This window comes from Streptomyces sp. NPDC050416, from assembly GCF_044458845.1.
In the GTDB taxonomy this organism is placed as follows: domain Bacteria; phylum Actinomycetota; class Actinomycetes; order Streptomycetales; family Streptomycetaceae; genus Streptomyces.
Genome location: NZ_JBITII010000004.1, coordinates 307,808 through 333,632, shown reverse-complemented (window position 1 = coordinate 333,632; position 25,825 = coordinate 307,808). Strand labels below are relative to the sequence as shown.

Sequence of the window (25,825 nt, the reverse complement as noted above, 5' to 3'; positions counted from 1 at the left end):
CGAACGCGTGTGGCAAACGGGCGACGTGTCCGGCGAAGAGACGCGTGCGGCAAAAGGGCGGGGCCCCGGGTTCACACCCGGGGCCCCGCCCTGAACGCTGCCGACGTCTATGCCGTACTACTGGCCATCAGGCCGTCAGTTGTCGTCCTCGTCGATCAGGAAGCCCCGCATGGGCGAGGGTGCCTGACCCATCGGCGACGGGCCCTGCGGACGCACCGGCGCCATCGGCTGGGTCATCGCCGGGGACATCTGCTGCTGACCGCCGTAGGACGGACCGGACGGCGAGGGACCGCCGCCCATCGTCTGGTTGCCACCGCCGTACGACGGGGCGCTCGCGCCGGCCGGTGCCATGGAAGGCGCCGGGGACGGCGGGAGGGACGCGGTCGCCGGAGTGCGCGGCGGGGCCAGCGAGTCGTCGGCCTGGGTCTCCAGCTGACGCAGCTGCGACTCCAGGTACGACTTCAGGCGCGTGCGGTACTCGCGCTCGAAGCCGCGCAGGTCCTCGACCTTGCGCTCCAGCGTGGCGCGGGCGGACTCCAGGGAGCCCATCGCGACGCGGTGCTTCTCCTGCGCGTCCCGCTCCAGGGCATCGGCCTTGGCACGGGCGTCACGCTCCAGACCCTCGGCACGCGAACGCGCCTCGCCGACGATCTTGTTGGCTTCGGAACGGGCCTCGGCGATCGCCTGGTCGGCGGTCTGCTGGGCCAGCGAGAGGACACGGGCGGCGCTGTCGCCGCCAGGGCCTCCTTGACCGGGGCCGCCCATCGGACCGCCCATGGGGCCGCCCATCGGACCACCCATCTGCTGCTGCATCGGGGGCTGACCCATCGGACCCGGACCCTGGCCCATCGGACCGGGACCACCAGGACCCTGGGGACCACCCTGACCGCCGGGACCGGCGGGCAGCTGCGGGGCACCGCTCGGCAGCTGGGGCGGACCACCCATGGGGCCACCCATCTGCTGCTGCGGCGGGCCCGATATGCCGGCGGGAACAGGACCACCAGGACCGCGCATGCCCTGCTGCTGTTGCTGCTGCTGATCCTGCTGCTCCGGAGGCTTGCGCATGTTCTGCTGGTTCTGGGCAGCAGCGCGCGTGGCCGCGGCCAGCTTGGCGCGCAGGTCCTCGTTCTCGCGGAGCAGGCGGGTCAGTTCGGCTTCGACCTCGTCGAGGAAGGCATCGACCTCGTCCTCGTCATAGCCTTCTCGGAGGCGGACGGTCGTGAACTGCTTGTTCCGCACGTCCTCGGGGGTCAACGGCATCTCTTCACCTCAACGTAGTCGTCGGCATTCGGCAAGACCGTAGTTCACATCGCTCACAGCCGGCTCACGATCGAGATCAGGATGTAGACGATGATCATCAGCACGAAGAAGGACAGGTCGAGCGCCACGCCCCCGAGACGCAGCGGCGGAATGAACCGCCGCAGAAGCTTGAGCGGTGGATCCGTGACAGTGTAGGTGGCCTCAAGAACGACCACCATCGCCTTGCCTGGTTGCCATGAGCGGGCGAACTGGAAGACGTAGTCCATGACCAACCGGAAGATGAGCACGATGAGGAAGCACATCAGCGCGATGTAGGCGACATCCAAAACCACGCTCATGACCTGTTGCTTCCCTCTCCCCTGTGCCCTGCTGTTGCTGCTGCTTCCGGTGTTACGTCTCAGCTCTGGTTGAAGAACCCGCCCTCTGCGATGCGGGCCTTGTCCTCCGCCGTGACATCGACGTTAGCAGGCGACAACAGGAACACCTTCTGCGTCACCCGCTCGATACTGCCGTGAAGACCAAACACCAAACCGGCCGCAAAGTCGACAAGTCGCTTCGCGTCTGTGTCATCCATCTCAGTCAGATTCATGATCACCGGGGTGCCTTCACGGAAGTGTTCCCCGATGGTACGGGCCTCGTTGTAGGTCCGCGGGTGGAGCGTGGTGATCCGGTAAGGCTCTCGTTCGGACACGACCTTGGGCATGATCACCGGTGCGTTCTTCTCCAGACTTGCGCGTTCTTGTGTGATGGATGCCACGGGCGCGATACGCGCCGGGCGGCCGGATTCCGCGGGTAGCGAAGCGGAACGGGCAGCCGGCTCACGAGGTGCGGGCGATTGTACGACTCGCACCTCTTCGTCCCTTTGGGGCTGATGTGAGCCATGCGGCTGGTGGGACGGCTCGTGCCGTCGGTGGTCCCGTTCGGGCTCCGGGTCCAGTTCGGGTTCGAAGTCGTCGTCGGGGTCAAATCCGCGGCCGTCGTACCCATCGTCCTCCACGAGGCCGAGGTAGACCGCCATCTTGCGCATCGCGCCGGCCATGCTCTGAGTCCTCCGCTCTGTGGTGGATCGGCTGACGACTGCCAAGTGCCCGCGATCCACGTGGTCCTTGAATCCGCCTTTCGGCGGCAATGACCATATTTTCTGCTGTGGTCCGACTTCTTGGCGACGTTACCCGAGCCCGGGGCGGACTCCGAGTACCGCGCTGCCGACGCGCACATGTGTCGCTCCGGCCGCCACGGCCTGCTCGAGGTCCGCACTCATCCCTGCCGAGACCATGGTGGCAGCCGGATGACTCCGGCGCAGGTCAGTCGACAAATCCATCAACCGCCCGAACGCCGCCTGTTCGCGTCCCGCGTACTCCCCGGTGAGCGGTGCGACGGTCATCAGTCCGCCGAGCCGCAGCCCCGGCGACCGCGCGACGAGGTCGGCCAACTCTTCGATTCCGGCGGGCGCGACGCCTCCCCGCTCACCCCGCGCGCTCTCGCCGGCGTCGAGTGCGACCTGGATGAGACACCCCAGCTCCCGTCCGGCGCGGACGGCCTCCTTCGACAGAGCTGTGACGAGCTTGGAACGATCAACGGACTGCACGAAGTCCGCGTAGCCGACCACGGATCGCACCTTGTTGGTCTGGAGTTGACCGACAAAATGCCAAGTAAGAGGCAGATCCATACACGCGGCGGCCTTCGGTGCCGCGTCCTGGTCGCGGTTCTCGGCGACGTGCCGCACGCCGAGTTCCGAGAGGATCCGCACATCGGTCGCGGGGTAGGTCTTGGTGACCACGATCAGGGTCACCTCGTCGCGCGCCCGCCCCGCGGCCGCGCACGCGTCGGCGATGCGCCGCTCCACTTTCGCCAGATTCGCGGCGAGTTCGTCCTTACGGTCCGTCATGCCCTATCAGTCCAGCCACACATAGCCCGCGAGCCGACCGGTGACGCGGTCGCGGCGGTACGAGAAGTGATCGTCCGACTCCAGTGTGCACACCGGCGATTGCGCCCGGTCGCGCACTCCGAGCCGGTCCAGCTGTGCGTGCACTCCGGCGCTCACGTCGACCGCCGGTGTGCCCCAGCTCGTCTCGGCGTACGCCGCCGGCTCGATGGCGGACACCTCGGCGCGCATCGCCTCGGGCACTTCGTAACACCGGCCGCAGACTGTGGGCCCGGTGCGGGCGACGATCCTGGAGGGCTCGGCACCCAGCTCCGTCATCGCGCGTAGCGCGGCCGGGACGACTCCGGCGATCATGCCGGGCCGGCCCGCGTGGGCCGCGGCGGCGATCCCGGCGACGGGGTCGGCGAGCAGGACCGGCACGCAGTCGGCGGTGAGCACGGCGAGGGGGAGCCCCCGCCGCGTCGTGACGATCGCGTCGGCCGACGGGATCTCCGGCGAAGATCCCCACGGCTCGTCGACGACCACCACGTCGGCCCCGTGCACCTGGTTCATCCAAACCACCCGGTCCGGCTCGACGCCCAGGGACTTGGCGGCCAGTTCGCGGTTGGTGCGTACGGCGTCCGGGTCGTCACCGACCGCTCCGCCGAGATTGAGCTCCTCATACGGAGCGGCGCTCACCCCGCCCCACCGGTCGGTGAAGGCGAAGTGGGCGCCGCTCACGCTTTCGCGCTGTCCTATCACGACTGAAGGATCACTTGAGGAAGTCCGGTACGTCCAGTTCCTCGGCCGCGCTGTCCGAGTAGGTCCGCGGCGCCGGCGGGACCGGCGGGGCGACCGGGATGTCCTCGACCGGCTTCGGAGCGGGCTCCGGGTCCTCCTTCGGGGTCACGCTGCCGAGCGAACCGAAGGACGGGCGGCTCTCAGTCTGCCGTGCCGGGGCCGGCTCCTCGCGCTTGGCCGAGGCCGAGCCGATCACGTTCTCCCGGCGGGCCGGGGGCTGGCCGCCGTCGAAGCCGGCCGCGATCACGGTGACCCGGACCTCGTCGCCGAGGGCGTCATCGATCACCGCGCCGAAGATGATGTTGGCCTCGGGGTGGGCGGCCTCGCTCACCAGCTGGGCGGCCTCGTTGATCTCGAACAGACCGAGGTCCGAGCCACCGGAGATGGAGAGCAGCACACCGCGGGCGCCGTCGATGGACGCCTCCAGCAGCGGCGAGGAGATCGCCATCTCGGCGGCGGCCACCGCACGGTCGTCGCCGCGGGCGGAGCCGATGCCCATCAGGGCCGAGCCGGCCTCGGACATGACCGACTTGACGTCGGCGAAGTCGAGGTTGATCAGGCCCGGGGTGGTGATCAGGTCGGTGATGCCCTGCACACCGGAGAGCAGGACCTGGTCGGCCGACTTGAAGGCGTCCAGCACCGAGACCTGGCGGTCCGAGATGGACAGCAGCCGGTCGTTCGGGATGACGATGAGGGTGTCGACCTCTTCGCGGAGCTCGGCGATGCCGTCCTCGGCCTGGTTCGCGCGGCGCCGTCCCTCGAAGGTGAACGGGCGCGTGACCACACCGATGGTGAGGGCACCGAGCGAGCGGGCGATGTTGGCCACGACGGGCGCGCCGCCGGTGCCGGTGCCGCCGCCTTCACCGGCTGTCACGAAGACCATGTCGGCCCCCTTGAGGACCTCCTCGATCTCCTCGCGGTGGTCCTCGGCGGCCTTGCGGCCGACGGCCGGGTTGGCTCCGGCGCCGAGTCCGCGGGTGAGTTCACGGCCGACGTCCAGCTTGACGTCGGCGTCGCTCATCAACAGAGCTTGCGCGTCGGTGTTGATGGCGATGAACTCGACGCCCTTGAGACCGACCTCGATCATCCGGTTGATGGCATTGACACCACCGCCGCCGACACCGATGACTTTGATGACTGCGAGGTAGTTCTGCGGTGCTGCCACGTCGAAGGCCTCTCGCCTCGAGTTACGTGTCGCCGAATCACCGTGGCGCGCTGCGCCCCGCGACCCGACGACTGATGCCGAATGGGACGGTCCGTATCGCCGACCCGAACCCTAACCCTGAAGTTTAGGGTTACCAGTGTGTCTGTTCCTTGGAGTCTTCTGAACAGGACACTAAGTCGACAAGTGGCGCTCCTTCAACGAACACGCCGAACCTCCCGTTTTTCTTTTCACCCTATGTGATCAGCCGTAGCACTGCCCAACCAGGGTGCTGGCCTGCGCGGATGTGCGTCAACTCCCTGATGACGCGGGCGCGGTGGGAACACTCACGTCGAAGTACCGCGCACCGGGGGAGGCTTTCATCAGAGCCGTGAGCGTACGGGCCTTGGCGGCGCCCTTCTCGCTGCTCCCCCAGGCGACCGTGCGGCCGTCCTTCAACTCCAGCGAGATGTCGTCGTAGGAACGGACCTTGACGGTCCGTGTGTGGCGCGCGACGGCGGCCGGAACCGCACGGGCCACGCCCACCGCCTCGCGCACCAGCCGGGCCTCGCCGAAGCGGCGCAGGCTCGCGGCGGCGGAGCTGGACCGGGAGAGCGTCAATTCCAGTGCGGGGACGCCTTTCGGCGCCTCGGAAACCGTGGCGAAACGGACACCTTCATCGTCCACTTCGACGAACTTCCCGGCCTTTTGGACAATCAGAACCGGAGTCCGCTCGACCACTTTCAGGTCGATTCCATGGGGCCAGGAACGGACCACGTCAACCGAGTCAATTCGGGGCAATTTTTGCCGCAGTCGTGTCTCGATCGCATCGGTGTCGACGGAAATCAGCGGCTTGCCGAGGGGGACGTCGGCGGCCGCCTCGACCTGATCCGGGGCCAGGACCCGTGTCCCCGACACGGAGACGTGCTCGGCGCGCAGCCAGTCGGAGCCGTAGAACAGCCAGACCGTGGGGATGCCGAGGAAGACCAGGGCGAGGCCCAGGATGACGATCACACGAAGGTGACGTCGCCTCAGACGTCTGACGGGCGGCGGGCCGGACGACTCCTGCTGGCGTTCACCGCGCTCGGCGGTGGTCGATCCGGCCACGCTCCCCTGCCTTCCGTCATACGGTCCTAGCGGTGTGCACGACTGGCGGCGATCGCCTCGTACACCATGCCGACGAGCAGGTCGTCGGCGTCCCGGCGGCCGAACTCGGCGGCGGCGCGGGACATCTGGTACAGCCGGTGCGGGTCGGCGAGCACGGGCAGGACGTTCTGCTGGACCCACTCGGGGGTCAGCTCCGCGTCGTCGACCAGCAGGCCGCCGCCGGCCTTGACCACCGGCTGGGCGTTGAGCCGCTGTTCGCCGTTGCCGATGGGCAGCGGGACGTAGGCGGCGGGGAGCCCGACGGCGGAGAGCTCGGCGACGGTCATCGCGCCCGCGCGGCAGAGCATCATGTCGGCCGCGGCGTACGCGAGGTCCATCCGGTCCAGGTAACTTACCGGGATGTAGGGGGGCATTCCCGGCATCTGCTGGACGTGCGGCAGTTCGTTCTTAGGGCCGACCGCGTGCAGGATCTGGATCCCGGCCTGCTGGAGCCAGGGCGCGACCGTCTGCACGACCTCGTTGAGGCGGCGGGCGCCCTGGGAGCCGCCGGAGACCAGCAGCGTGGGCAGGTTGGGGTCGAGCCCGAACGCGGCCCGGGCCTCGGGGCGTACGGCGGCCCGGTCCAGGGTGGCGATGGAGCGCCGCAGCGGGATGCCGATGTAACGGGCGCCGCGCAGCTTGCTGTCCGGGGTGGAGACGGCGACCTGGCTGGCGTACCGCGAGCCGATCTTGTTGGCCAGGCCCGGGCGGGCGTTGGCCTCGTGGATGACGATCGGCACGCCCAAGCGCTTGGCCGCGAGGTAGCCGGGCAGGGCGACGTAGCCGCCGAAGCCGACCACGGCGTCCGCCTTGGTGCGCTCCAGGATCTGCTCGGTCGCCTTGATCGTCCCGCGCAGCCGGCCCGGGACGGTGATCAGCTCGGGGGTGGGCTTGCGTGGCAGCGGCACGGCGGGGATCAGCGCGAGTTCGTACCCGCGCTCGGGTACGAGACGGGTCTCCAGGCCTCGCTCCGTGCCCAGGGCCGTGATGCCCACGGTCGGATCCTGCCTGCGCAGGGCGTCCGCGAGGGCGAGCGCGGGCTCGATGTGGCCCGCGGTTCCTCCGCCGGCGAGTACGACATGCACCGAAATTCACCGCTCTCCGGACGAACGCGCCGCCGAGGCGCGCCGTCGCATCGTGTTCCATCTCCGGGGACTCCGGCCGGAACCGGTTCCCCCAGCCCCCCGCTTTCTACCAAAGCGGGGTTGCCGCATCGCAAGCGCCGCCCGCGCAGCGGGCTCGTCGCGCGCGAAGGCGATCAGGAGCCCGATGGCGAACATGGTCGGCAGCAGGGCGGATCCCCCGTAGGAGAACAGCGGGAGAGGGACGCCGGCGATCGGCAGCAGACCGAGCACCGCACCGATGTTGATCACGGCCTGGGCCGTGATCCAGGTGGTCACGCCTCCCGCGGCATACCTCACGAAGGGGTCCTCCGTGCGTCCGGCCACGCGGATACCCGCATAGCCTAGAGCCGCGAAGAGGGCGAGTACCGACAGCGTCCCCGCCAGACCCAGTTCCTCACCGGTGACGGCGAAGATGAAGTCGGTGTGGGCTTCGGGGAGTTGGCCCCATTTCTCCACACTCGCACCCAGCCCGGAGCCGAAGATTCCGCCGGAGGCGAGGGCGTAGATGCCGTGCACGGCCTGCCAGCAGTCGACCGGTCCCGACTGGGGTTCGGTGGCGCCGAGGCACTGCAGGCGTGCCATGCGGTTCGCGCTGGTCTTGATGAGGATCAGGCCGAGTACGGCGGCGATCGACAGCACTCCGGCGAACAGGCGCGTGGGCGCGCCGGCCAGCCAGAGCAGGCCGAACAGGATGGCCGTGAGGATGATCGCGGTGCCCATGTCGCCGCCGATCATGATCAGCCCGAGCAGCATGAACGCGGCCGGGACCAGCGGCACCAGCATGTGCTTCCACTGGGTCAGCAGCCTCTTGTCCTGCTTGCGGGCGAGCAGGTCGGCGCCCCACAGCACGAGGGCGAGCTTGCCGAACTCGCTGGGCTGGATCTGGAAGGAGCCGCCGACCGCGATCCAGTTCTGGTTGCCGTTGACCGACACTCCTATCCCGGGGATCTGCACCAGGGCCATGAGGAAGACGGCGCCGGCGAGGATCGGGTAGGCGAGGGCCCGGTGCAGCTTCACCGGCATCCGGGAGGCGGCGAACAGCAGTCCGGCGCCGATCACGGCGGCCAGCAGCTGCTTGCGGAAGAAGTACGAACCCGGCAGCGACATCTGGAGCGCGGTGATCTGGGAGGCCGAGTAGACCATCACCAGGCCCAGCACGGTGATCAGCAGACTGCCGCCGAAGATGAGGTAGTAGGCGGTCAGCGGCCGGTCCCAGCCCCGGCGCGCACGCGTGTAGAGGGCCAGGACGCGGTTCTCGCGGGCGAGCCGGGGCGCGGCGGGGCGCTTGGGAGCGCGGGAGACGGGAGGCCGTCCGGTGCGGCTGGTGGGCATCGCCGCTCACCCCGCCTTGCCGGAGGGGAACGTTCCGCGGCCAGGAGGCGTTGTGAAGGACCCAACACTCCCTGGCCGCTCCTGCACCAGCCGCATCCGTGTCACGTGTCCCTCCCAGATACGCCCGGCGCCGCCGCCGGGCGAGGCGGACCCGGGTCAGCCGTCGGCGGAGCCGAGTTCGCGAACGGCGTCCGCGAAAGCGTCCCCGCGCTTGTTGTAGTTGGCGAACATGTCCATGGAGGCGCAGGCCGGAGCCAGCAGCACCGTGTCACCGGTCCGGGCGAGCCGCCGCGCCTCCTGGACCGCCGCGCGCATCGCCCCAGTGTCGGTCCGGTCGAGGTCGACGACGGGTACTTCGGGGGCGTGTCGCGCCAGGGCTTCGCGGATCAGCGCGCGGTCCGCGCCGATCAGCACGGCCCCGCGCAGCCGGGGCGCGGACTTGGTGACGAGTTCGTCGAAGGTGGCGCCCTTCGCGAGTCCGCCCGCGATCCACACGATCGACTCGTAGGCCGCCAACGAGGCTTCCGCCGCGTGGGTGTTGGTGGCCTTGGAGTCGTCGACGTACGCGACGCCGTCCACGTCGGCCACGTGCGCGATGCGGTGGGCGTCCGGGGTGAAGGCCCGCAGGCCGTCCCGTACGGCCTTGGCGGGCACGCCGTAGGCCCGTGCGAGGGCCGCCGCCGCGAGGGCGTTGGCGATGTTGTGCGGGGCCGGCGGGTTGACGTCGGCGACCTCGGCGAGCTCCTGGGCGTTCTTCTGCCGGTTCTCGACGAAGGCGCGGTCGACCAGGATGCCCTCGACGACGCCGAGTTGGGAGGGCGCGGGCGTGCCGAGGGTGAAGCCGACGGCCCGGCAGCCCTCCTCGACGTCGGCCTCGCGGACCAGGTCCTCGGTGGCCTTGTCGGCCGCGTTGTAGACGCAGGCGACGCGATTGCCCTCGTAGATACGGCCCTTGTCGGCGGCGTACGCCTCCATGGAGCCGTGCCAGTCGAGGTGGTCGGGGGCGAGGTTGAGCACGGCGGCCGAGTGGGCGCGCAGCGAGGGCGCCCAGTGGAGCTGGTAGCTGGACAGCTCCACGGCCAGCACGTCGTACTGCTCCTCGCCGAGCACCGCGTCCAGCAGGGAGACGCCGATGTTGCCGACGGCGGCCGTGCGAAGGCCCGCCGCCTTCAGGATCGAGGCGAGCATCTGGACGGTGGTGGTCTTGCCGTTGGTGCCCGTGACGGCGAGCCACGGGGCCGCGTCGGGGCCGCGCAGGCGCCAGGCCAGCTCGACGTCGCCCCAGACGGGGACGCCCGCCCGCCCGGCCGCCGCGAACAGCGGCTTGTCGGGCTTCCAGCCGGGCGCGGTGACGATCAGCTCGGTGCCCTCGGGCAGGGTGTCGCCGTCACCGAGGCGCACGGTGATGCCGAGCGCCTCCAGCTCGGCGGCCTGCGCCCGCGCGCGCTCGTCGGCGCCGTCGTTGACGGCCGTGACGATCGCGCCGAGGCCGTGCAGCACCTTGGCCGCCGGGACGCCGGAGACGCCGAGCCCGGCGACGGTGACGTGCTTGCCCTGGAAGTCGAAGGGCTCCGGGGAGGTCACTTGTCCGCTGCCCATCCTGCGTAGAAGAGGCCCAGTCCGACGATCACACAAATGCCCTGAATGATCCAGAAGCGGACCACGACGAGCACTTCGGACCAGCCCTTGAGTTCGAAGTGGTGCTGGAGTGGCGCCATCCGGAAGACGCGCTTCCCGGTGAGGCGGAAGGAGCCGACCTGGATCACCACGGACATGGTGATCAGGACGAACAGGCCGCCGAGGATGGCCATCAGCAGTTCGGTGCGCGAGCAGATCGCGAGGCCGGCGAGCACACCGCCGAGCGCCAGCGAACCGGTGTCACCCATGAAGATCTTGGCCGGCGAGGTGTTCCACCACAGGAAGCCCAGGCAGGCACCCATCAGCGCGGAGGCGACGACCGCGAGGTCGAGGGGGTCGCGCACCTCGTAGCACGCGCCCGGGTTGGTCAGCGTCTGCGCGTTGGCGCAGGACTCCTGGAACTGCCAGACGCCGATGAAGGTGTAGGCGCCGAAGACCAGCACGGAGGCGCCGGTGGCCAGACCGTCCAGACCGTCGGTCAGGTTCACGCCGTTCGACATGGCGAGGATCATGAAAAGCGCCCAGACCACGAACAGCACGGGTCCGATCGTCCAGCCGAAGTCCGTGATGAACGACAGCCTCGTGGACGCGGGGGTGTTGCCGCGGTTGTCCGCGAACTGCAGCGAGAGCACCGCGAAGCCGATGCCGACGATCAGCTGGCCGGCCATCTTCGCCTTGGCCCGCAGACCCAGCGAACGCCGCTTGACGATCTTGATGTAGTCGTCGAGGAAGCCGACCAGGCCCATGCCGACCATCAGGCCGAGCACCAGCAGACCGGAGAAGGTCGGCGCCGCGTCGACGTCCGGGTCGAGATAGCCCGTGATCACCTTGGCCAGGAAGTAGGCGGCGACCGTCGCCAGGATGAACGCGATACCGCCCATGGTCGGCGTCCCGCGCTTGCTGGCGTGCTCGCGCGGGCCGTCGTCGCGGATGTACTGGCCGTAGCCCTTGCGCGCGAGGAGCTTGATCAGCAGCGGGGTGCCGACCAGCGTCAGGAAGAGGCCAATGACTCCTGCGAACAGGATCTGCTTCATCATCGGGCGGAAACCTCACCCTCGGCACCGGTCTCGAGCAGCGCCTGGGCAACGCGCTCGAGCCCGACCGAACGGGACGCCTTCACGAGTACGACATCCCCCGGGCGCAACTCGCTGCGCAACAGGTCGATCGCCGCCTGTGCGTCGGACACGTGCACCGACTCCTCACCCCACGAACCCTCGTTATATGCGCCCAGTTGCAGCCAGGCGGCTTCCCTGCCACCGACCGCGACGAGCTTGCTGACGTTGAGCCGGACGGCGAGCCGTCCGACCGCGTCGTGCTCGGCGAGAGCCTCGTCCCCGAGCTCGGCCATCTGGCCGAGCACCGCCCACGTACGACGCCCCTTGCCGATGGCCACGAGCGCGCGCAGCGCGGCCTTCATGGACTCGGGGTTCGCGTTGTAGGCGTCGTTGACGACCGTCACGCCGTCCGGGCGCTCGGTGACCTCCATCCGCCAGCGGGAGAGGGAGCCCGCCTCGGAGAGCGCGACGGCGATCTCGTCTGCGGACATGCCCAACTCGTGGGCGACGGCGGCCGCGGCGAGCGCGTTCGACACGTGGTGCTCACCGTACAGGCGCATGGTCACATCGCTTGCACCGGAGGGTGTGTGAAGCCTGAACGCGGGCTGTCCGGTGTCCGTGAGTCGCACGTTCTCGGCGCGAACGTCCGCTTCGTCGGACTCTCCGAAAAAGATCACCTTCGCCTTCGTACGAGAGGCCATGGCCCGCACGTAGGGGTCGTCCGCGTTGAGGACGGCCGTGCCTCCGTCGGCCTCGGACGGCAGGGACTCGACGAGTTCGCCCTTGGCCTGCGCGATCTGCTCCCGGCCGCCGAACTCGCCGATGTGGGCGCTGCCGACGTTCAGGACGAGGCCGATCCTCGGGGGCGTCAGATCCGTGAGGTAGGAGATGTGCCCGATGCCGCGGGCACCCATCTCAAGGACCAGGAACCGGGTCTCCTCGGTGGCGCTGAGCGCGGTCAGCGGCAGCCCGATCTCGTTGTTGAGCGAGCCGGGCGTGAACACCGTCGGCGCCTTGCGCTGGAGCACCTGTGCGATGAGGTCCTTCGTGCTGGTCTTGCCCGCCGAGCCGGTGAGGGCGACGAGCGTGGCACCGAGGCGCTGTACGACGTGCCGGGCGAGCGCGCCGAGGGCGGCCTGGACGTCGTCCACGACGATCGCGGGCACGCCGACGGGCCGGGTGCCGAGCACGGCCACCGCTCCCGCCTCGACCACCGCCGCCGCGAAGTCGTGGCCGTCCACACGCTCACCGGCGAAGGCCACGAACAGGCTGCCCGGCCCCGCCTCGCGGGAGTCCCGGACGACCGGGCCGGTGACCTGGACGGCCGGATCCGGTATGTCGTACGTCTGCCCGCCGACGACTTCTGCGATCTCGGCGAGGGAGAGGGCGATCACAAGTTCATCCCCTGGATCATGCGGGAATTCATCCCTGGGTCTTCTGAATGGCTTCGCGAAGCACCTGGCGGTCGTCGAAGGGACGGACCACCCCGGCGATGTCCTGGCCCTGCTCGTGGCCCTTGCCCGCGACCAGCACGGTGTCGCCCGGCTCGGCGCGGGCGACGGCGGCGGCGATCGCCGCGGCCCGGTCCTCGAAGACCGCCACTTCGCCGCGCTCGTGCGCGGGCACGGAGGCCGCGCCCTGGAGCATCGTGGCGAGGATCGCGAGGGGGTCCTCACCACGGGGGTTGTCGGAGGTCAGTACGGCGGTGTCGGCGAGCCGGGCCGCGGCGGCGCCCATCGGCTCGCGCTTGGTCCTGTCCCGGTCGCCGCCGCAGCCGAGGACGATGTGCAGCTTGCCCTCGGTGACCTTGCGCAGGGCGCGCAGCACGGACTCGACGGCGTCGGTCTTGTGGGCGTAGTCGACGACCGCGAGGTACGGCTGTCCCGCGTCCACGCGCTCCAGCCGGCCCGGTACGCCGGGGACGGCGGCGACGCCGTCGGCTGCGGCCTGCGGGTCGAGGCCGGCGACGGCGAGGGCGACGATCGCGGCAAGGGTGTTGGCCACGTTGAAGGGGCCGGGCAGCGGCGACCTGGCGCTGATCCGCTCGCCCTTGGGCCCGACGACGGTGAACGTCGAGTCCAGCCGGCCGACCTCGACGTCCTCGGCGCGCCAGTCGGCGTCGGGGTGGCCCTCGGCGGAGTAGGTGACGACCGGGACGGTGGCCTCGTTCGCCAGCCTGCGGCCGTACTCGTCGTCGACGTTGACCACGCCGAGTTTGCCGCGCTCCGGCGTGAACAGCTGCGCCTTCGCCTGGAAGTAGTCCTCCATGCCGGAGTGGAACTCCATGTGTTCCGGGCTGAGGTTGGTGAAGACGCCGATGTCGAAGACGCAGCCGTCGACGCGGCCGAGGACCAGGGCGTGGCTGGACACCTCCATGGCGACCGCCTCGACGCCGCGTTCGCGCATGACGGCGAACAGGGCCTGGAGGTCGGTGGCTTCGGGCGTGGTGCGCTCGGACTTGATGCGCTCGTCGCCGATGCGCATCTCGACCGTGCCGATCAGGCCGGTGGACCTGACCGTCTTCAGGCCGCCTTCGACGAGGTAGGCGGTGGTGGTCTTGCCGGAGGTGCCGGTGATGCCGATCTGGAGCAGGTCCCGGCCGGGGTGGCCGTAGATCGTGGCGGCCAGCTGGCCCATCCGCGCGCGGGGCTCGTCGACGACCAGGACCGGCAGTCCGGAGGCGGCGGCGCGCTCGGCGCCGGTGGGGTCGGTCAGCACGGCCGCCGCGCCGAGGCTCGTGGCCTGCTCGACGAAGTCGGCGCCGTGCACGCGGGCGCCCGGGAGGGCGGCGTACAGGTCGCCGGGGCGCACGGCGCGTGAGTCGTGGGTGATGCCCGTGACGTCGGCGGCGCCCTCCGGCGCGGGGACACCCAGCTGTTCGGCCAGTTCCGCGAGGGGTGTGGCGGAGACCTGCGCCGGCCTGGGCGGCCCGGGGTATGTCACGGGATGGCCCTTCTGGGTGGTTTGGGACTGATCAGCGTGTGGCACGGCGGTGAGCGTACCGGGCGTACCCGCCTCCGGGCGAAGTGAGGGGCGGGGGGCGCTCTGGTTCCCGGGATCGGGGGTGATCGTTGTCACGGGGGCGGTCCTGGTGGCTCGGTGGTACTCGGTGCTGATCAGGGGCTTGGCGGTGCGGGGTCGGTCGGTTCGATTCTCGGGGGGCCGGTTCGGTTCCCTGGGATCGGTTCGGTTCTCGGGGATCGGTTCGGTTCTCGGGGCCGGTTCAGTTCTTGAACGTGACGGGCAGTCTCGCGGGCTTGGCCCCGGTCGGCGGGACCTGGAGGGACTTCAGCGCGAACTCCATGACCTGCTTGTACACGGGGCCGCAGATCTGGCCGCCGAAGTAGTTGCCCTTGGTGGCGTTCTGGATGGCGCAGTAGACGGTGATGCGCGGCTTGTCGGCAGGCGCGAATCCGGCGAACGACGACGTGTAGCCCTTGTACTTGCCGGTGGCCGGATCCACGCGGTTGGCGGTGCCCGTCTTGCCCGCGACGCGGTAGCCGGGGATGCGCGCCTTGGAGCCCGTGCCCTCCTCGTCGTCCACGACCGACTCCAGCATCCGGGCGAGGGTCTTCGCCGTCTTGGCGCTGACGACCCGGGTCTTCTCGGGCTTGGGGGCCGGGGTGAAGCGGCCGTCGGGCCCCTTGGTGCCGCGCACGAGCGTGGGTTCGACGCGGACACCGCCGTTGGCGATGGTCGAGTACACCGACGCCGCCTGCATGGCGTTGATGGAGACGCCCTGGCCGAAAGGGATCGTGTACTGCTGCGAGGTCGACCACTTGTCGGGCGGGGCGAGGATGCCCTTGGTCTCGCCGGGAAAGCCGAGGCCGGTGTAGCTGCCGAGGCCGAACTTGCGCAGGTAGTCGTAGAGGACCTTGTTGGACCGGGCCTGGGTCCTGCCGAGCTGCCCGGTGGCGAGGATGGTGCCGATGTTGCTGGACTTGGCGAGGACGCCGTTGAGCGTTAGGTGCCAGGTGGGGTGGTCGATGTCGTCCTTGAAGAGCCGGTCGCCGCGGTGCAGCCGGTTGGGCACGACCACGTGGGTCATCGGCGTCGCGGCGCCCTCCTGGAGGACGGCCGCCATCGACATGACCTTCGCGGTGGAGCCGGGCTCGAAGGCGTCCTGGAGGGCCGCGTTGCCGAGGGCCGCGGGATCCGCGTCCGACAAGTCGTTGGGATCAAAACCGGGCGAATTGGCCATGGCCAGGATCTGGCCGGTGCGGGTGTCCTGGACGATGACGTAACCGCGGTCGGCCGCGGACTCCTTCACCTGGTCGCTGATGGCCTTCTGGGCGGCCCACTGGATGTCGCGGTCGATGGTGAGCTCGACGTCGCTGCCGGGCACGGCGGGCGTTTCGGTGGAACCCGCCGTGGGGACCAGCCGGCCGCCGGACTGGGCGTAGCGGATCTTGCCGTCCTTGCCGGCCAGCTGCTTGTTCAGCTGGAGCTCGATGCCGCCGCCGGGCTTGCCCTCGCCGTTGACCCAGCCCAGTATCCCGGCGGCGAGGTCGCCGCCCGGGTACACGCGCTTGCTGGTGGCGACGGAGAAGACGCCCCCCAGGACGTTGTGCGCGGATTTGTCGGTCTGCTCCTTCTTGGCGAGCGCGGACTTCAGGTCCTTGATCTGCTTCCAGACCTGCGGGGTCTGGCGGGAGGCGAGCTTGACGTACCGCAGCGCCTTGTTCTTCGGCCGCAGCTTCTGCACCAGGGTCTCCTGCTCCTGGCCCAGGATCGGCGCGAGCAGCGCGGCGGCCTGCTCGGGCCCGTCCCCGATCTTCAGCTGGTCGGGGGCGAACATCGTGGGGTCGGCCGTGATGTCGTAGGCGTCCTCACTGGTCGCCAGGGCCACACCGGACCGGTCCGTGATCTCCCCGCGGTCCGCGGCCAGGACCTGCCCGACGTATCTGTTCTGCTCGGCCTTGGCGGCGTACGTGCTCGCATCGACGGCCTGCACCTGGAACAGCCGTACGACGAAGGCGATCAGGACGAGCGTCAGCGCGAGCCCGACCAGACGCAGCCGGGGCCGGGGGCTGCCCAGCCGGAGGGGCTTGGGCGCCGCCTGACGGGCCGTGCCCGGGCGCCGGGCCGGCCGGGCACCGGGCCCGGGACGCCGCGCCGGACGGGCAGCGGGTCCGGGACGGCGCCGGGCGTCAGGACGAGCGGGCCTGGCGGGACCGGGCACGCGGCGGCGCGGGGGTTCCCTGTCGGTCACTTCCGTCACCTGCCGGGGGTCGGGGTGGGGCCGTTGGGCATGGCCTCGGGGGCCAGGACCAGGGGGACGCGGGCGGAGCCCTGCCGGACGCCCGGGGCGGGGCTGGGGACGCCCTTGACCGTGCCGTCGGGGGCGAGGAAGGCGGGGTCGCCGCCGGGGACCATGCCGAGTTCGCGGGCGCGCCGCTGGAGGGCCTCGGGAGCGGAGTAGGCGTCGATGTCCCGCTGGAGGGCCTGTTCCTCGTCGGTGAGGCTCTTGGTCTCGCGCTGGAGGTCGTCGAGCTTGAACGCGCCTTCACTGAGGGCCGAGTTCAGCACCAGGAGGCCGATGAGACCACCGCCGAGGAGGAGGACCACGAGGAGGACGAACGGGGTGCGGGCCGCCTGCCCGGGGCCGGTCGGGAAGAGTTGCGCGAGACGGGCCGCCCTCCCCTTCAGTTCGGGTTTGCTGCTCACGCGCGCTCCCTCGGTCCGGCCTGCAAACGCCTCACTCGACGTCCTCCCTGATGCGCTGGGCGCCGCGCAGCCGCGCCGGTGCCGCCCGCCGGTTCTCGGCGATCTCCTCCTCGGTGGGGAGTTCGGCACCACGCGTGAGCAGCTTGAGCCGTGGCTGGTAGCGCTCGGGCACGACGGGCAGCCCGGGCGGCGCCGTGGTGGCGGCACCCGCCGCGAACACCTGCTTGACCAGCCGGTCCTCCAGCGAGTGGTACGACAGCACGGCGATCCGCCCGCCCACGTCCAGCGCCTTCACGGCCGCCGGGATCGCCCGCTCCAGGACGGCGAGCTCGCCGTTGACCTCGATGCGCAGGGCCTGGAAGGTGCGCTTGGCCGGGTTGCCGCCGGTGCGCTTGGCGGCCTGCGGCAGCGCGTCCCGGATCAGCTCGACGAGCCGCGCGCTGGTGCTGAACGGCTCCTTCTCGCGCTCGCGCACGATCGCGGACACGATCCGCTTGGCCTGCTTCTCCTCGCCGTACGCCCTCAGGATGCGCACCAGCTCGCCCGGCGGGTACGTGTTGAGGACCTCGGCGGCGCTGACTCCGGACGACTGGTCCATGCGCATGTCGAGCGGGGCGTCCTGGGCGTAGGCGAAGCCGCGGTCGGCCTCGTCGAGTTGCATGGAGGAGACACCGAGGTCGAACAGCACGCCCTGCACGCGCGCGATGCCCAGCTTGTGCAGCACCTCGGGGAGCTCGTCGTACACCGCGTGGACGAGGGTGGCGCGCTCCCCGTGGGACGCGAGGCGCTCGCCGGACAGGCGCAGGGCCTCCTTGTCGCGGTCGAGGGCGACGAGACGGACCCCGGGGAACCTCTCCAGGAGCGCCTCACTGTGGCCGCCGAGGCCGAGGGTGCAGTCGACGACCACGGCGCCCGGGCCCTCCACGGCGGGTGCCAGCAGATCCAGGCACCGCTGGAGCATCACCGGGACGTGTCGACTCTGCCCCTCCCGTCGCCCGCCACCACCCTCATTCGAATGCGCTTCGCGCCCCATTGATCCTGGGCCCTCTCAGATCCGGCGCGGCCCTACGCACCGCCGGGTCCCCGCCCGCTCGTGAAGGGGAGGCCTGCCGGCGCCGGAAGCGTCAGCCGACCGGGAGCGGGAGGAGGCCGAGCCGTACGTACGCGCCGCGCACGTGGGGAGATCTCCGGTCGTCGCCGGGGTCTCCGGGGAAAACAGTCCAACGGGGAGGGTCTCGCCTCCCGCTTCGCGTCACTTTAGTCCACCCTGTCTCCCGGTCAATCAACCGGCCTGCGCGTCGCGACCGCCGGCACACCACCCTTGTGGGTTACCTCACACCACAGTGTGGCTGACATTCTTTGTCCACTCTCACAGGAGGCTCGGACGGGGTGTGACCAGTAACGTCATGGATATGACGACTTCTGCATCGGTTTCCACGACCTCGGAGAACCCCTCAGCCGACGGTGGCACGGTCACCGACCGCCTCGTCGAAGCCAACGCCCGCTACGCCGCCGAGTTCACCGACCCGGGGATGGACGCCCGGCCCGTGCTCCACGTCGCCATCGTGGCCTGCATGGACGCCCGGCTCGACCTGCACGCGGCGCTCGGCCTCGAACTGGGTGACTGCCACACGATCCGCAACGCCGGTGGCGTGGTCACCGACGACGTGATCCGCTCCCTCACCATCAGCCAGCGCAAGCTGGGGACGCGCAGCATCGTCCTCATCCACCACACCGGCTGCGGTCTGGAGAGCCTCACCGAGGACTTCCGCAACGAACTGGAGGCCGAGGTAGGCCAGCGCCCGGCGTGGGCGGTGGAGTCGTTCCGGGACGTCGACCAGGACGTACGGCAGTCGATGCAGCGCGTGCGCACCTCGCCGTTCCTGCCGCACACGGACGACGTGCGGGGGTTCGTCTTCGACGTGAGGACCGGCCGGCTGCGTGAGGTCGACCCCGCCGTCTGACCTGGTCGCCCACCCCGGACACAACCTGCTGCAGCTGTCGAAAGCCTGTCAGTCACACGTTCGAATGGTTGCAAGGCGGACATATCGCGGCCAGTTATCCACAGTCGAGTGACACGAATCGGTAACGGCAGCAAGAATGCGGGAGTGGCGTCACGCGGAACTTTCGCGCGTGGTGTCCGTGGTTCGGGGTGGGCCGGCCCGCGTCTTGGGGCGTCGGCCCGGGAAAATGGGGTATCCCGTGCTCCCTGAGAGCAAGGGAAAGGCCGAGGAGGGCCGGGTGACGACCTATGACGATCGAGCGAGCCTCACTGATCTGACCGCCGTGGTGGAACGCGTGCGGGAGTCGGTGGAAGGCGTGATCGAGGGCAAGCCCGAGGTCGTACGGCTCTCGCTGACCGTACTGCTCGCCGAGGGACATCTGCTGATCGAGGACGTCCCGGGCGTCGGCAAGACGATGCTCGCCAAGGCACTGGCGCGGTCCATCGACTGCTCGGTGCGGCGTATCCAGTTCACGCCCGACCTGCTGCCCTCGGACATCACCGGTGTGTCCATCTGGGACCAGCAGCGCCGCGACTTCGAGTTCAAGCCGGGCGCGATCTTCGCGCAGGTGGTGATCGGCGACGAGATCAACCGCGCCTCGCCCAAGACGCAGTCCGCGCTCCTGGAGTCCATGGAGGAGCGCCAGGTCACCATCGACGGCCAGACCTACGAGCTGCCCAGCCCCTTCATGGTGGTGGCGACGCAGAACCCGGTCGAGATGGAAGGCACCTACCCGCTGCCGGAAGCCCAGCGCGACCGCTTCATGGCCCGGGTCTCGGTCGGCTACCCGAGCGCCGAGGCCGAGCTGCAGATGCTGGACGTGCACGGCGGCGTCTCGCCGCTGGAGGACCTCCAGCCCGTGGCCCACGCGCACGAGATCCTCAAGCTGATCGAGGCGGTGCGCGGCGTCCACGTCGCCGAGCCGGTCCGGCGCTACGCGGTGGACCTGGTCGGCGCCACGCGCACGCACCCCGACCTGAGACTGGGCGCCTCCCCGCGCGCGACGCTGCACCTGCTGCGCGCGGCGAAGGCGTCCGCGGCCCTGAGCGGCCGGGAGTACGCGCTGCCGGACGACGTGCAGGCACTCGCCGTCGCCGTCCTGGCCCACCGCCTGCTGCCCACCGCCCAGGCCCAGCTCAACCGACGCACGGCCGAGCAGGTCGTCGAGGAGATCCTTCAGCGCACCCCGGTGCCGGCCACGCCCCAGCAGCAGAGCGGGTTCGGCGGCCTCGGCCGGGGCGTGCCGGCGTATCCCCAGCAGCCGCCGCGGAGGCTGTGATGACCACCGCGGGGACGGGGCAGGCGGAGGCCGACCGGGGCGAGCAGGGCGGCATCCGCACCGCCCTGGCCGGTCTGACCACCCGCGGACGCTCCTTCCTGGCCGCCGGTGTCGCGGCCGCCGTCTGTGCGTACGTGCTCGGGCAGGGCGATCTGCTGCGCGTGGGCCTGCTGCTTGCGGTGCTGCCGCTGGTGTGCGCGACGGTGCTGTACCGCACGCGCTACCGGGTCGCGGGCAGCCGCCGCCTCTCCCCCGAGCGCGTGCCGGCCGGCAGCGAGGCCCGGGTCCACCTGCGGATGGACAACGTCTCGCGGCTGCCCACGGGCCTGCTGATGCTCCAGGACCGGGTGCCGTACGTGCTCGGCCCCCGGCCCCGTTTCGTGCTCGACCGGATGGAGGCGGGCGGCCGGCGCGAGGTGTCCTACCGGGTGCGCTCCGACCTGCGCGGCCGCTACCCGCTGGGCCCGCTCCAGCTGCGCCTGACCGACCCGTTCGGCATGTGCGAGCTGACCCGGTCCTTCTCGACGTACGACACCCTGACGGTGATCCCGCGCGTGGAGGCGCTGGCTCCGGTGCGCCTCAGCGGCGAGGCGAAGGGGTACGGCGACGGGCGTCAGCGCTCCCTCGCGCTGGCCGGCGAGGACGACGTGATCCCGCGCGGGTACCGCTACGGCGACGACCTGCGCCGGGTGCACTGGCGCTCCACCGCCCGCTACGGCGAGCTGATGGTGCGCCGCGAGGAGCAGCCGCAGCGCGCCCGCTGCACGGTGCTGCTCGACACCCGGGGCATCGCCTACCAGGGCGCGGGACCGGACTCGGCCTTTGAGTGGGCCGTGTCGGGCGCCGCGTCGGTGCTGGTGCACATGCTCGAACGGGGCTACTCGGTACGGCTGCTGACGGACACCGGCAACGCGGTGCCCGGCGACGGCGGGGACGGCTTCGCGGGCGCGAGCCAGGAGTCGGCGGACGCGGCCGGGCTGATGATGGACACCCTCGCGGTGATCGACCACTCCGACGGCGCGGGTCTGTCGCGGGCCTACGACGTGCTGCGCGGAGGGAACGAGGGGCTGCTGGTGGCCTTCCTCGGCGACCTGGACGAGGAGCAGGCGGCCGTGCTGGGCCGGATGCGGCAGCGCAGCCCGGGCGCGGTCGCCTTCGTGCTGGACAGCGACACCTGGGTGCGGGAACCGAGCGACGTACCCGGTCCGTTGGACCGGAGCGGGGAGCGGCTGCGCATGCTGCGCGAGGCGGGCTGGACGGCCCTCGGCGTGCCGCGGGCCGCCTCCGTGGACGAGCTGTGGCGGCAGGCCGACCGGGAGCGCAGGGGGCTGGCCGCCGCGGGCGGCGGGGAGGGACCGTGATGAGCGGGCGGGTACGACTGACGCTGGGCGCCTGGGCGGCCACACTGATGGCCGCGTGCGCCCTGCTGCCCCTCGTCAGACCGGCGACGTGGATCGTGCAGGCGGCCTTCCTGCTGGCCGTGCAGGCGGGCGTGGGTGCCGCGACTCGCAGGGTGCCGCTGGCGCGGCCGCTCACGGTGGCGGCCCAGGCCGTGGTCACGGTGGTGCTGCTGACGTTCCTGTTCGCCCGTGAACAGGCCCTCGCCGGGCTGGTGCCCGGGCCGCAGGCCCTCGACCGCTTCGCGCTGCTGCTCCGGCAGGGCGGGGACGACATCGCGCGGTACGCGATCCCGGCGCCCCTGGAGTCCGACGGCATCCGGCTGATGCTCATCGGCGGTGTCCTGATCATCGGGCTGCTGGTGGACACCCTCGCGGTGACCTTCCGCAGCGCCGCCCCGGCCGGTCTGCCGTTGCTCGCGCTGTACTCGGTGGCCGCGGGGCTGTCCGACGGGGGCACGGACTGGCTGTGGTTCCTGGTCGCGGCTGCGGGCTATCTGATGCTGCTCCTGGCCGAGGGCCGGGACCGGCTCTCCCAATGGGGCCGGGTCTTCGGCGGGGCCCCGCGCACGGCCGGAGGGGAACCGAGCGGCGCCGTCGCCCCGGTCCGCACCGGCCGGCGCATCGGCGTGGTCGCGCTGGGCATCGCCCTGGTGGTGCCGCTCGGCCTGCCCGCGATGAACGGCGGCCTGCTGGACTCCGTGGGCACGGGCGCGGGCGGCGGCACGGGCAACGGCGGCACGATCTCCGCCGTGAACCCGCTGGTGTCGCTGCGCGACAATCTGAACGTGGACGAGGACCGGCAGGTCCTGTCCGTGAAGACGAAGATGGCCGACGTCTCGGACCTCTATCTGCGGATCGTGTCCCTGGACGACTTCGACGGCACCACCTGGAAGCCGTCCCGGCGCTCCATCACCGCCGTCCCCGACGGCACCTTCCCGACGCCGATCGGCCTCGGCTCCGACGTCAAGCGCACGGAGGTCGCCAGCACGATCACGGCGTCCGGCTGGTACGCCCAGGACTGGCTGCCCATGCCGTACCCGCCGAGCGGCGTCAACATCCGGGGCAACTGGCGTTACGAGCCCCTGGGCATGACGCTGGTCGGCGACCACGGCCAGAACACACGAGGGCTGACCTACCAGGTCAAGAGCCTGGACGTGCAGCCGACGGCGGAGCAGCTGGCCTCGGCGCCGTCTCCGCCGGGGGCCATCGAGCGCGACTTCACCAAGCTGCCCGACTCGCTGCCGGCGGTGGTGGGCCGCACCGCCCGCCAGGTCACCGCGGGCGCCGCCAACCCCTACGACCAGGCGGTCAAACTCCAGGACTGGTTCGCGGTGACCGGCGGCTTCGAGTACGACACCCGGGTGCAGGTCGGCAGCGGCTCGGAAGGCATCGCCCGCTTCCTGAAGGACAAGCAGGGCTTCTGCGTGCACTTCTCCTTCGCCATGGCGGCGATGGCCCGCTCCCTGGGCATACCGGCCCGGGTCGCGGTGGGCTTCGCGCCCGGTTCCCCGCAGGCGGACGGCTCGGTGTCCGTGGGGTTGCGCGACGCGCACGCCTGGCCGGAGCTGTATTTCGAGGGTGTGGGCTGGACCCGCTTCGAGCCGACCCCGAACCGCGGCTCGATGCCGCAGTACACCCTGCCGGACGACCCCGGCAGCTCGGTGCCGGACGAGGCGCGCCCGTCCCAGACGTCGTCCGCCGCGCCGTCCCCGACGCCCTCGACGAGCGACAGCTGCACGCCGGAGCAGAAGAAGCTGGACGGCGGATGCGCGAGCGAGTCACCGCAGGCGGTGCTGCCCACCGGCGACGACGGACCGAAGTGGTACGCGCTCCTGGCCTGGGCCCTGGGCGGCCTCGCCGTCCTGGCGCTCCCGCTGGCACCGATGCTGTGGCGCCGGCGGACCCGGGCGGTCCGGCTGGGGGCGCACGGCCGCGGCGAGGCGGACGCGCTGGCGCACACGCTGGCCGTGTGGCAGGAGCTGACGGACACAGCCTGGGACTTCGGCATCGCGCCGGACGAGTCGCAGACGCCGCGCAAGGCTGCCGCCCGTATCGTCCGGCTGGGCTCCCTCGACGCCACGGCCGCGGCCTCGGTGCACCGGGTGGCGGACGCGGTGGAGCAGGTCCTGTACGCACCGCACCCCCGCCCGTCGGCCGGCCTCACGGACGACGTCCGCCGTGCGGCAGCGGGCCTGAGCGCCGGGGTCGGGCGCGGTGCCAGGCTCCGTGCGGTCCTGGCCCCCCGCTCCACCGTGCGCGTGGTGTGGGCGGTGTCGGCCTGGTGGTCGGGCGTGCGGACACGTGCCCTGGCGCTGCGGCCGACGTGGCGGAAGGCATCGGGCCAGCAGGGCTGACGGACGGGCGCCCTCGGTAGGCAGTCGCGCCGGTACGCATACGTCAGGGGTGACCACCCGGTGGGTGGTCACCCCTGACTCATGTCTGTGCGTGTCCTGGAGAGCTGCGCTCCGGGCTAATGGCCGCCCTGTTCGTCGCGGCGCTTCTGCCAGCGCTGCTCGATGCGGTCCATCATGGAGCGCTTTTGCCGGCCCTGTCGGCGGGCGGCCTGCTGTCCGCCGGCCCCGGCCGCCTGTTCACCCGGCTTGGGGGCCTTGCGCCAGCCGGTCACGGCGAGCACCGCACAGCCCAGCATGACGAGGAAGCCCACGACGCTGAGCCAGACCTGCTTGGCGACCATACCGGCCATGAGGAGCGCAATACCTACGAGGAATCCCGCGACCGCCTGGTAGACCCGCCGCCGGGTGTACGTACGCAGCCCGCTTCCCTCGAGCGCCGACGCGAACTTGGGATCTTCGGCGTACAGCGCTCGCTCCATCTGCTCGAGCATGCGCTGCTCGTGCTCCGAGAGCGGCACGGAGTCCTCCTCATCGTGCAGTCGCCGGGGCGACCCGGGGGGTCTCTTCAGGATAGGCAGGGAATCGCCCCCGTGAAACCCGCCCCTCTGCGCCAATTGGCCAACCGGAATCCGCCATGGACGTCCCGGCTCGCTGAGGCTTCCATTCCCCGGCGGCCGACCCGTCATGCCGGAACGGTCTCCCTCGATCATACGGCGCCAAGCCGCCGTTCGGGGGGCCTGTGGCGTACTCCATGCACAGCCAAGGCGCTGATCAGCGGCGGTACCTCACCAGGGACTCAGGCCTCGGCAGACCCACCAGCCTCCTTTGCCTCGCCTGTCGCAGGAGTCTCAGTGGTTTCACCCAGCACATGAAGCTGCGTGGCCACCGAGTGGAATGCGGGAAGCTCGGCGGCTGCCTCCTCCAGCTTCAGCAGCGCCTCCAGCGCGCCGGGCTCGGTGTCGACGAGGACGCCGGGCACGAGGTCGGCGAAGACCCGCACACCGTGCACGGCGCCGACACGCAGGCCCGCGCCCTCGACCAGCCCGGTGAGCTGTTCGGCGGTGAAGCGGCGCGGGACGGGGTCACCCGTGCCCCATCGACCGTTCGGGTCGTCGAGCGCCTGCCGGGCCTCCTTGAAGTGCCCGGCGAGCGCACGGGCCAGCACGGCACCGCCGAGACCGGCGGCGAGCAGGCTGAGGACGCCCTCCGGGCGCAGGGCCGCCACCGCGTTGCGGACGCCCTCGGCCGGGTCGTCCACGTACTCCAGGACGCCGTGGCACAGCACCACGTCGTAGCCACCGCGCTCGGCCACGTCGAAGAGGCCGTGGGCGTCGCCCTGCACACCCTTCACCCGGTCGGCGACTCCCGCCTCGGCGGCGCGGCGCTCCAGGGCGAACAGCGCGTTGGGGCTGGGGTCGACGACGGTGACCCGGTGGCCGAGACGGGCGACGGGCACCGCGAAGTTGCCGCTGCCGCCTCCGGTGTCGAGGACGTCCAGCGACTCCCGACCCGTGGCCTTGACCCGGCGGTCCAGGGCGTCCTGGAGGACCTCCCAGACCACGGCGGTACGGAGTGAGGCGCGGGGGCGCATCGGGTCCGACACGGCAGTTGACTCCTCGGCGCGGCACCGCCTCTTGCACGGCGGAGCGAACGGGGCGTCTCCCCCGGCCCCGGCGAGGGGGAGGGAAGACTTCAGGCGTCCCCCACCCTATTGCCTTCGGCAGGCCGGGCCCTATTGCCGCCGGCAGGCCTGCCGGCGGC

General features: G+C 71.0%; 22 protein-coding genes. 4 read left to right on the top strand and 18 right to left on the bottom strand.

Annotated features, from left to right (window positions below; genetic code table 11):
* Positions 1–135: 135 nt before the first annotated feature.
* The 16 genes from ACIBL4_RS14795 to rsmH all read right to left on the bottom strand — a co-directional run bounded on the left by ACIBL4_RS14795 (position 136) and on the right by rsmH (position 18,061).
* Positions 136–1,260 carry a DivIVA domain-containing protein gene (locus ACIBL4_RS14795; protein WP_399409900.1) on the bottom strand — a complete coding sequence of 375 codons (1,125 nt, stop codon included), beginning with the start codon at positions 1,258–1,260 and terminating at the stop codon, positions 136–138.
* A gap of 53 nt (positions 1,261–1,313) precedes the next feature.
* Complete coding sequence (locus tag ACIBL4_RS14790) at positions 1,314–1,598, bottom strand: YggT family protein (protein WP_037674328.1); 285 nt, start codon at positions 1,596–1,598, stop codon at positions 1,314–1,316.
* 59 nt (positions 1,599–1,657) lie between these two features.
* Positions 1,658–2,299 carry a cell division protein SepF gene (gene sepF, locus ACIBL4_RS14785; protein ID WP_356020750.1) on the bottom strand — a complete coding sequence of 214 codons (642 nt, stop codon included), beginning with the start codon at positions 2,297–2,299 and terminating at the stop codon, positions 1,658–1,660.
* A gap of 129 nt (positions 2,300–2,428) precedes the next feature.
* The gene (locus ACIBL4_RS14780) at positions 2,429–3,148 is read right to left on the bottom strand and encodes a YggS family pyridoxal phosphate-dependent enzyme (protein ID WP_399409897.1); all 720 of its coding nucleotides are present in this window, start codon (positions 3,146–3,148) and stop codon (positions 2,429–2,431) included.
* A gap of 6 nt (positions 3,149–3,154) precedes the next feature.
* The gene (gene pgeF / locus ACIBL4_RS14775) at positions 3,155–3,886 is read right to left on the bottom strand and encodes a peptidoglycan editing factor PgeF (RefSeq protein WP_399409895.1); all 732 of its coding nucleotides are present in this window, start codon (positions 3,884–3,886) and stop codon (positions 3,155–3,157) included.
* A gap of 10 nt (positions 3,887–3,896) precedes the next feature.
* Positions 3,897–5,090: a cell division protein FtsZ gene (ftsZ, locus tag ACIBL4_RS14770; RefSeq protein ID WP_356923005.1), complete on the bottom strand. Its 1,194-nt coding sequence runs from the start codon at positions 5,088–5,090 to the stop codon at positions 3,897–3,899.
* 288 nt (positions 5,091–5,378) lie between these two features.
* The gene (locus ACIBL4_RS14765; protein ID WP_399409893.1) at positions 5,379–6,173 is read right to left on the bottom strand and encodes a cell division protein FtsQ/DivIB; all 795 of its coding nucleotides are present in this window, start codon (positions 6,171–6,173) and stop codon (positions 5,379–5,381) included.
* Between the two features lie 26 nt (positions 6,174–6,199).
* Entirely contained in the window at positions 6,200–7,297 is a 1,098-nt protein-coding gene (gene murG / locus ACIBL4_RS14760; RefSeq protein ID WP_399409891.1) for an undecaprenyldiphospho-muramoylpentapeptide beta-N-acetylglucosaminyltransferase, read from the bottom strand.
* Positions 7,298–7,303: 6 nt separating this feature from the next.
* The gene (gene ftsW, locus ACIBL4_RS14755) at positions 7,304–8,668 is read right to left on the bottom strand and encodes a putative lipid II flippase FtsW (protein WP_399409889.1); all 1,365 of its coding nucleotides are present in this window, start codon (positions 8,666–8,668) and stop codon (positions 7,304–7,306) included.
* Positions 8,669–8,824: 156 nt separating this feature from the next.
* On the bottom strand, positions 8,825–10,267 hold the full coding sequence (gene murD, locus ACIBL4_RS14750) for a UDP-N-acetylmuramoyl-L-alanine--D-glutamate ligase (RefSeq protein WP_399409887.1): 1,443 nt from the start codon (positions 10,265–10,267) through the stop codon (positions 8,825–8,827).
* Positions 10,249–11,340 carry a phospho-N-acetylmuramoyl-pentapeptide-transferase gene (gene mraY, locus ACIBL4_RS14745; protein WP_399410576.1) on the bottom strand — a complete coding sequence of 364 codons (1,092 nt, stop codon included), beginning with the start codon at positions 11,338–11,340 and terminating at the stop codon, positions 10,249–10,251. Before mraY ends, murD begins: the two co-directional genes overlap by 19 nt.
* The gene (gene murF / locus ACIBL4_RS14740; protein ID WP_399409885.1) at positions 11,340–12,755 is read right to left on the bottom strand and encodes a UDP-N-acetylmuramoyl-tripeptide--D-alanyl-D-alanine ligase; all 1,416 of its coding nucleotides are present in this window, start codon (positions 12,753–12,755) and stop codon (positions 11,340–11,342) included. Before murF ends, mraY begins: the two co-directional genes overlap by 1 nt.
* A 28-nt stretch (positions 12,756–12,783) precedes the next feature.
* Positions 12,784–14,304, bottom strand: a complete 1,521-nt coding sequence (locus ACIBL4_RS14735; RefSeq protein ID WP_399409883.1) for a UDP-N-acetylmuramoyl-L-alanyl-D-glutamate--2,6-diaminopimelate ligase — start codon at positions 14,302–14,304, stop codon at positions 12,784–12,786.
* Between the two features lie 280 nt (positions 14,305–14,584).
* Entirely contained in the window at positions 14,585–16,573 is a 1,989-nt protein-coding gene (locus ACIBL4_RS14730) for a peptidoglycan D,D-transpeptidase FtsI family protein (RefSeq protein ID WP_399409881.1), read from the bottom strand.
* A gap of 5 nt (positions 16,574–16,578) precedes the next feature.
* Positions 16,579–17,028: a septum formation initiator family protein gene (locus ACIBL4_RS14725; RefSeq protein WP_399409879.1), complete on the bottom strand. Its 450-nt coding sequence runs from the start codon at positions 17,026–17,028 to the stop codon at positions 16,579–16,581.
* A gap of 31 nt (positions 17,029–17,059) precedes the next feature.
* Positions 17,060–18,061 (bottom strand): 16S rRNA (cytosine(1402)-N(4))-methyltransferase RsmH, encoded by a 1,002-nt coding sequence (rsmH, locus tag ACIBL4_RS14720; RefSeq protein WP_399409877.1) that lies wholly within the window; start codon positions 18,059–18,061, stop codon positions 17,060–17,062.
* A 373-nt stretch (positions 18,062–18,434) separates the two neighbouring features.
* Here rsmH and ACIBL4_RS14715 point away from each other — a divergent pair, with 373 nt between their 5' ends.
* From ACIBL4_RS14715 to ACIBL4_RS14700, 4 genes are all read left to right on the top strand, one after another.
* On the top strand, positions 18,435–18,992 hold the full coding sequence (locus tag ACIBL4_RS14715; RefSeq protein ID WP_399409875.1) for a beta-class carbonic anhydrase: 558 nt from the start codon (positions 18,435–18,437) through the stop codon (positions 18,990–18,992).
* Positions 18,993–19,269: 277 nt separating this feature from the next.
* Positions 19,270–20,310: an AAA family ATPase gene (locus tag ACIBL4_RS14710; protein ID WP_399409873.1), complete on the top strand. Its 1,041-nt coding sequence runs from the start codon at positions 19,270–19,272 to the stop codon at positions 20,308–20,310.
* Positions 20,310–21,671: a DUF58 domain-containing protein gene (locus ACIBL4_RS14705; protein WP_399409871.1), complete on the top strand. Its 1,362-nt coding sequence runs from the start codon at positions 20,310–20,312 to the stop codon at positions 21,669–21,671. The genes ACIBL4_RS14710 and ACIBL4_RS14705 overlap by 1 nt, the downstream gene beginning before the upstream one ends.
* Positions 21,671–24,064 carry a DUF3488 and DUF4129 domain-containing transglutaminase family protein gene (locus ACIBL4_RS14700; RefSeq protein ID WP_399409869.1) on the top strand — a complete coding sequence of 798 codons (2,394 nt, stop codon included), beginning with the start codon at positions 21,671–21,673 and terminating at the stop codon, positions 24,062–24,064. Before ACIBL4_RS14705 ends, ACIBL4_RS14700 begins: the two co-directional genes overlap by 1 nt.
* 116 nt (positions 24,065–24,180) lie before the next feature.
* On the opposite strand, the gene ACIBL4_RS14695 is transcribed toward ACIBL4_RS14700, so the two are convergent.
* Together ACIBL4_RS14695 and ACIBL4_RS14690 are read right to left on the bottom strand one after the other, a co-directional pair.
* Positions 24,181–24,582 (bottom strand): DUF3040 domain-containing protein, encoded by a 402-nt coding sequence (locus ACIBL4_RS14695; RefSeq protein ID WP_399409867.1) that lies wholly within the window; start codon positions 24,580–24,582, stop codon positions 24,181–24,183.
* A 278-nt stretch (positions 24,583–24,860) separates the two neighbouring features.
* A complete protein-coding gene (locus ACIBL4_RS14690) occupies positions 24,861–25,667 on the bottom strand; it encodes a methyltransferase (RefSeq protein WP_399409865.1) in 807 nt (268 codons plus the stop codon).
* Positions 25,668–25,825 lie beyond the last annotated feature (158 nt).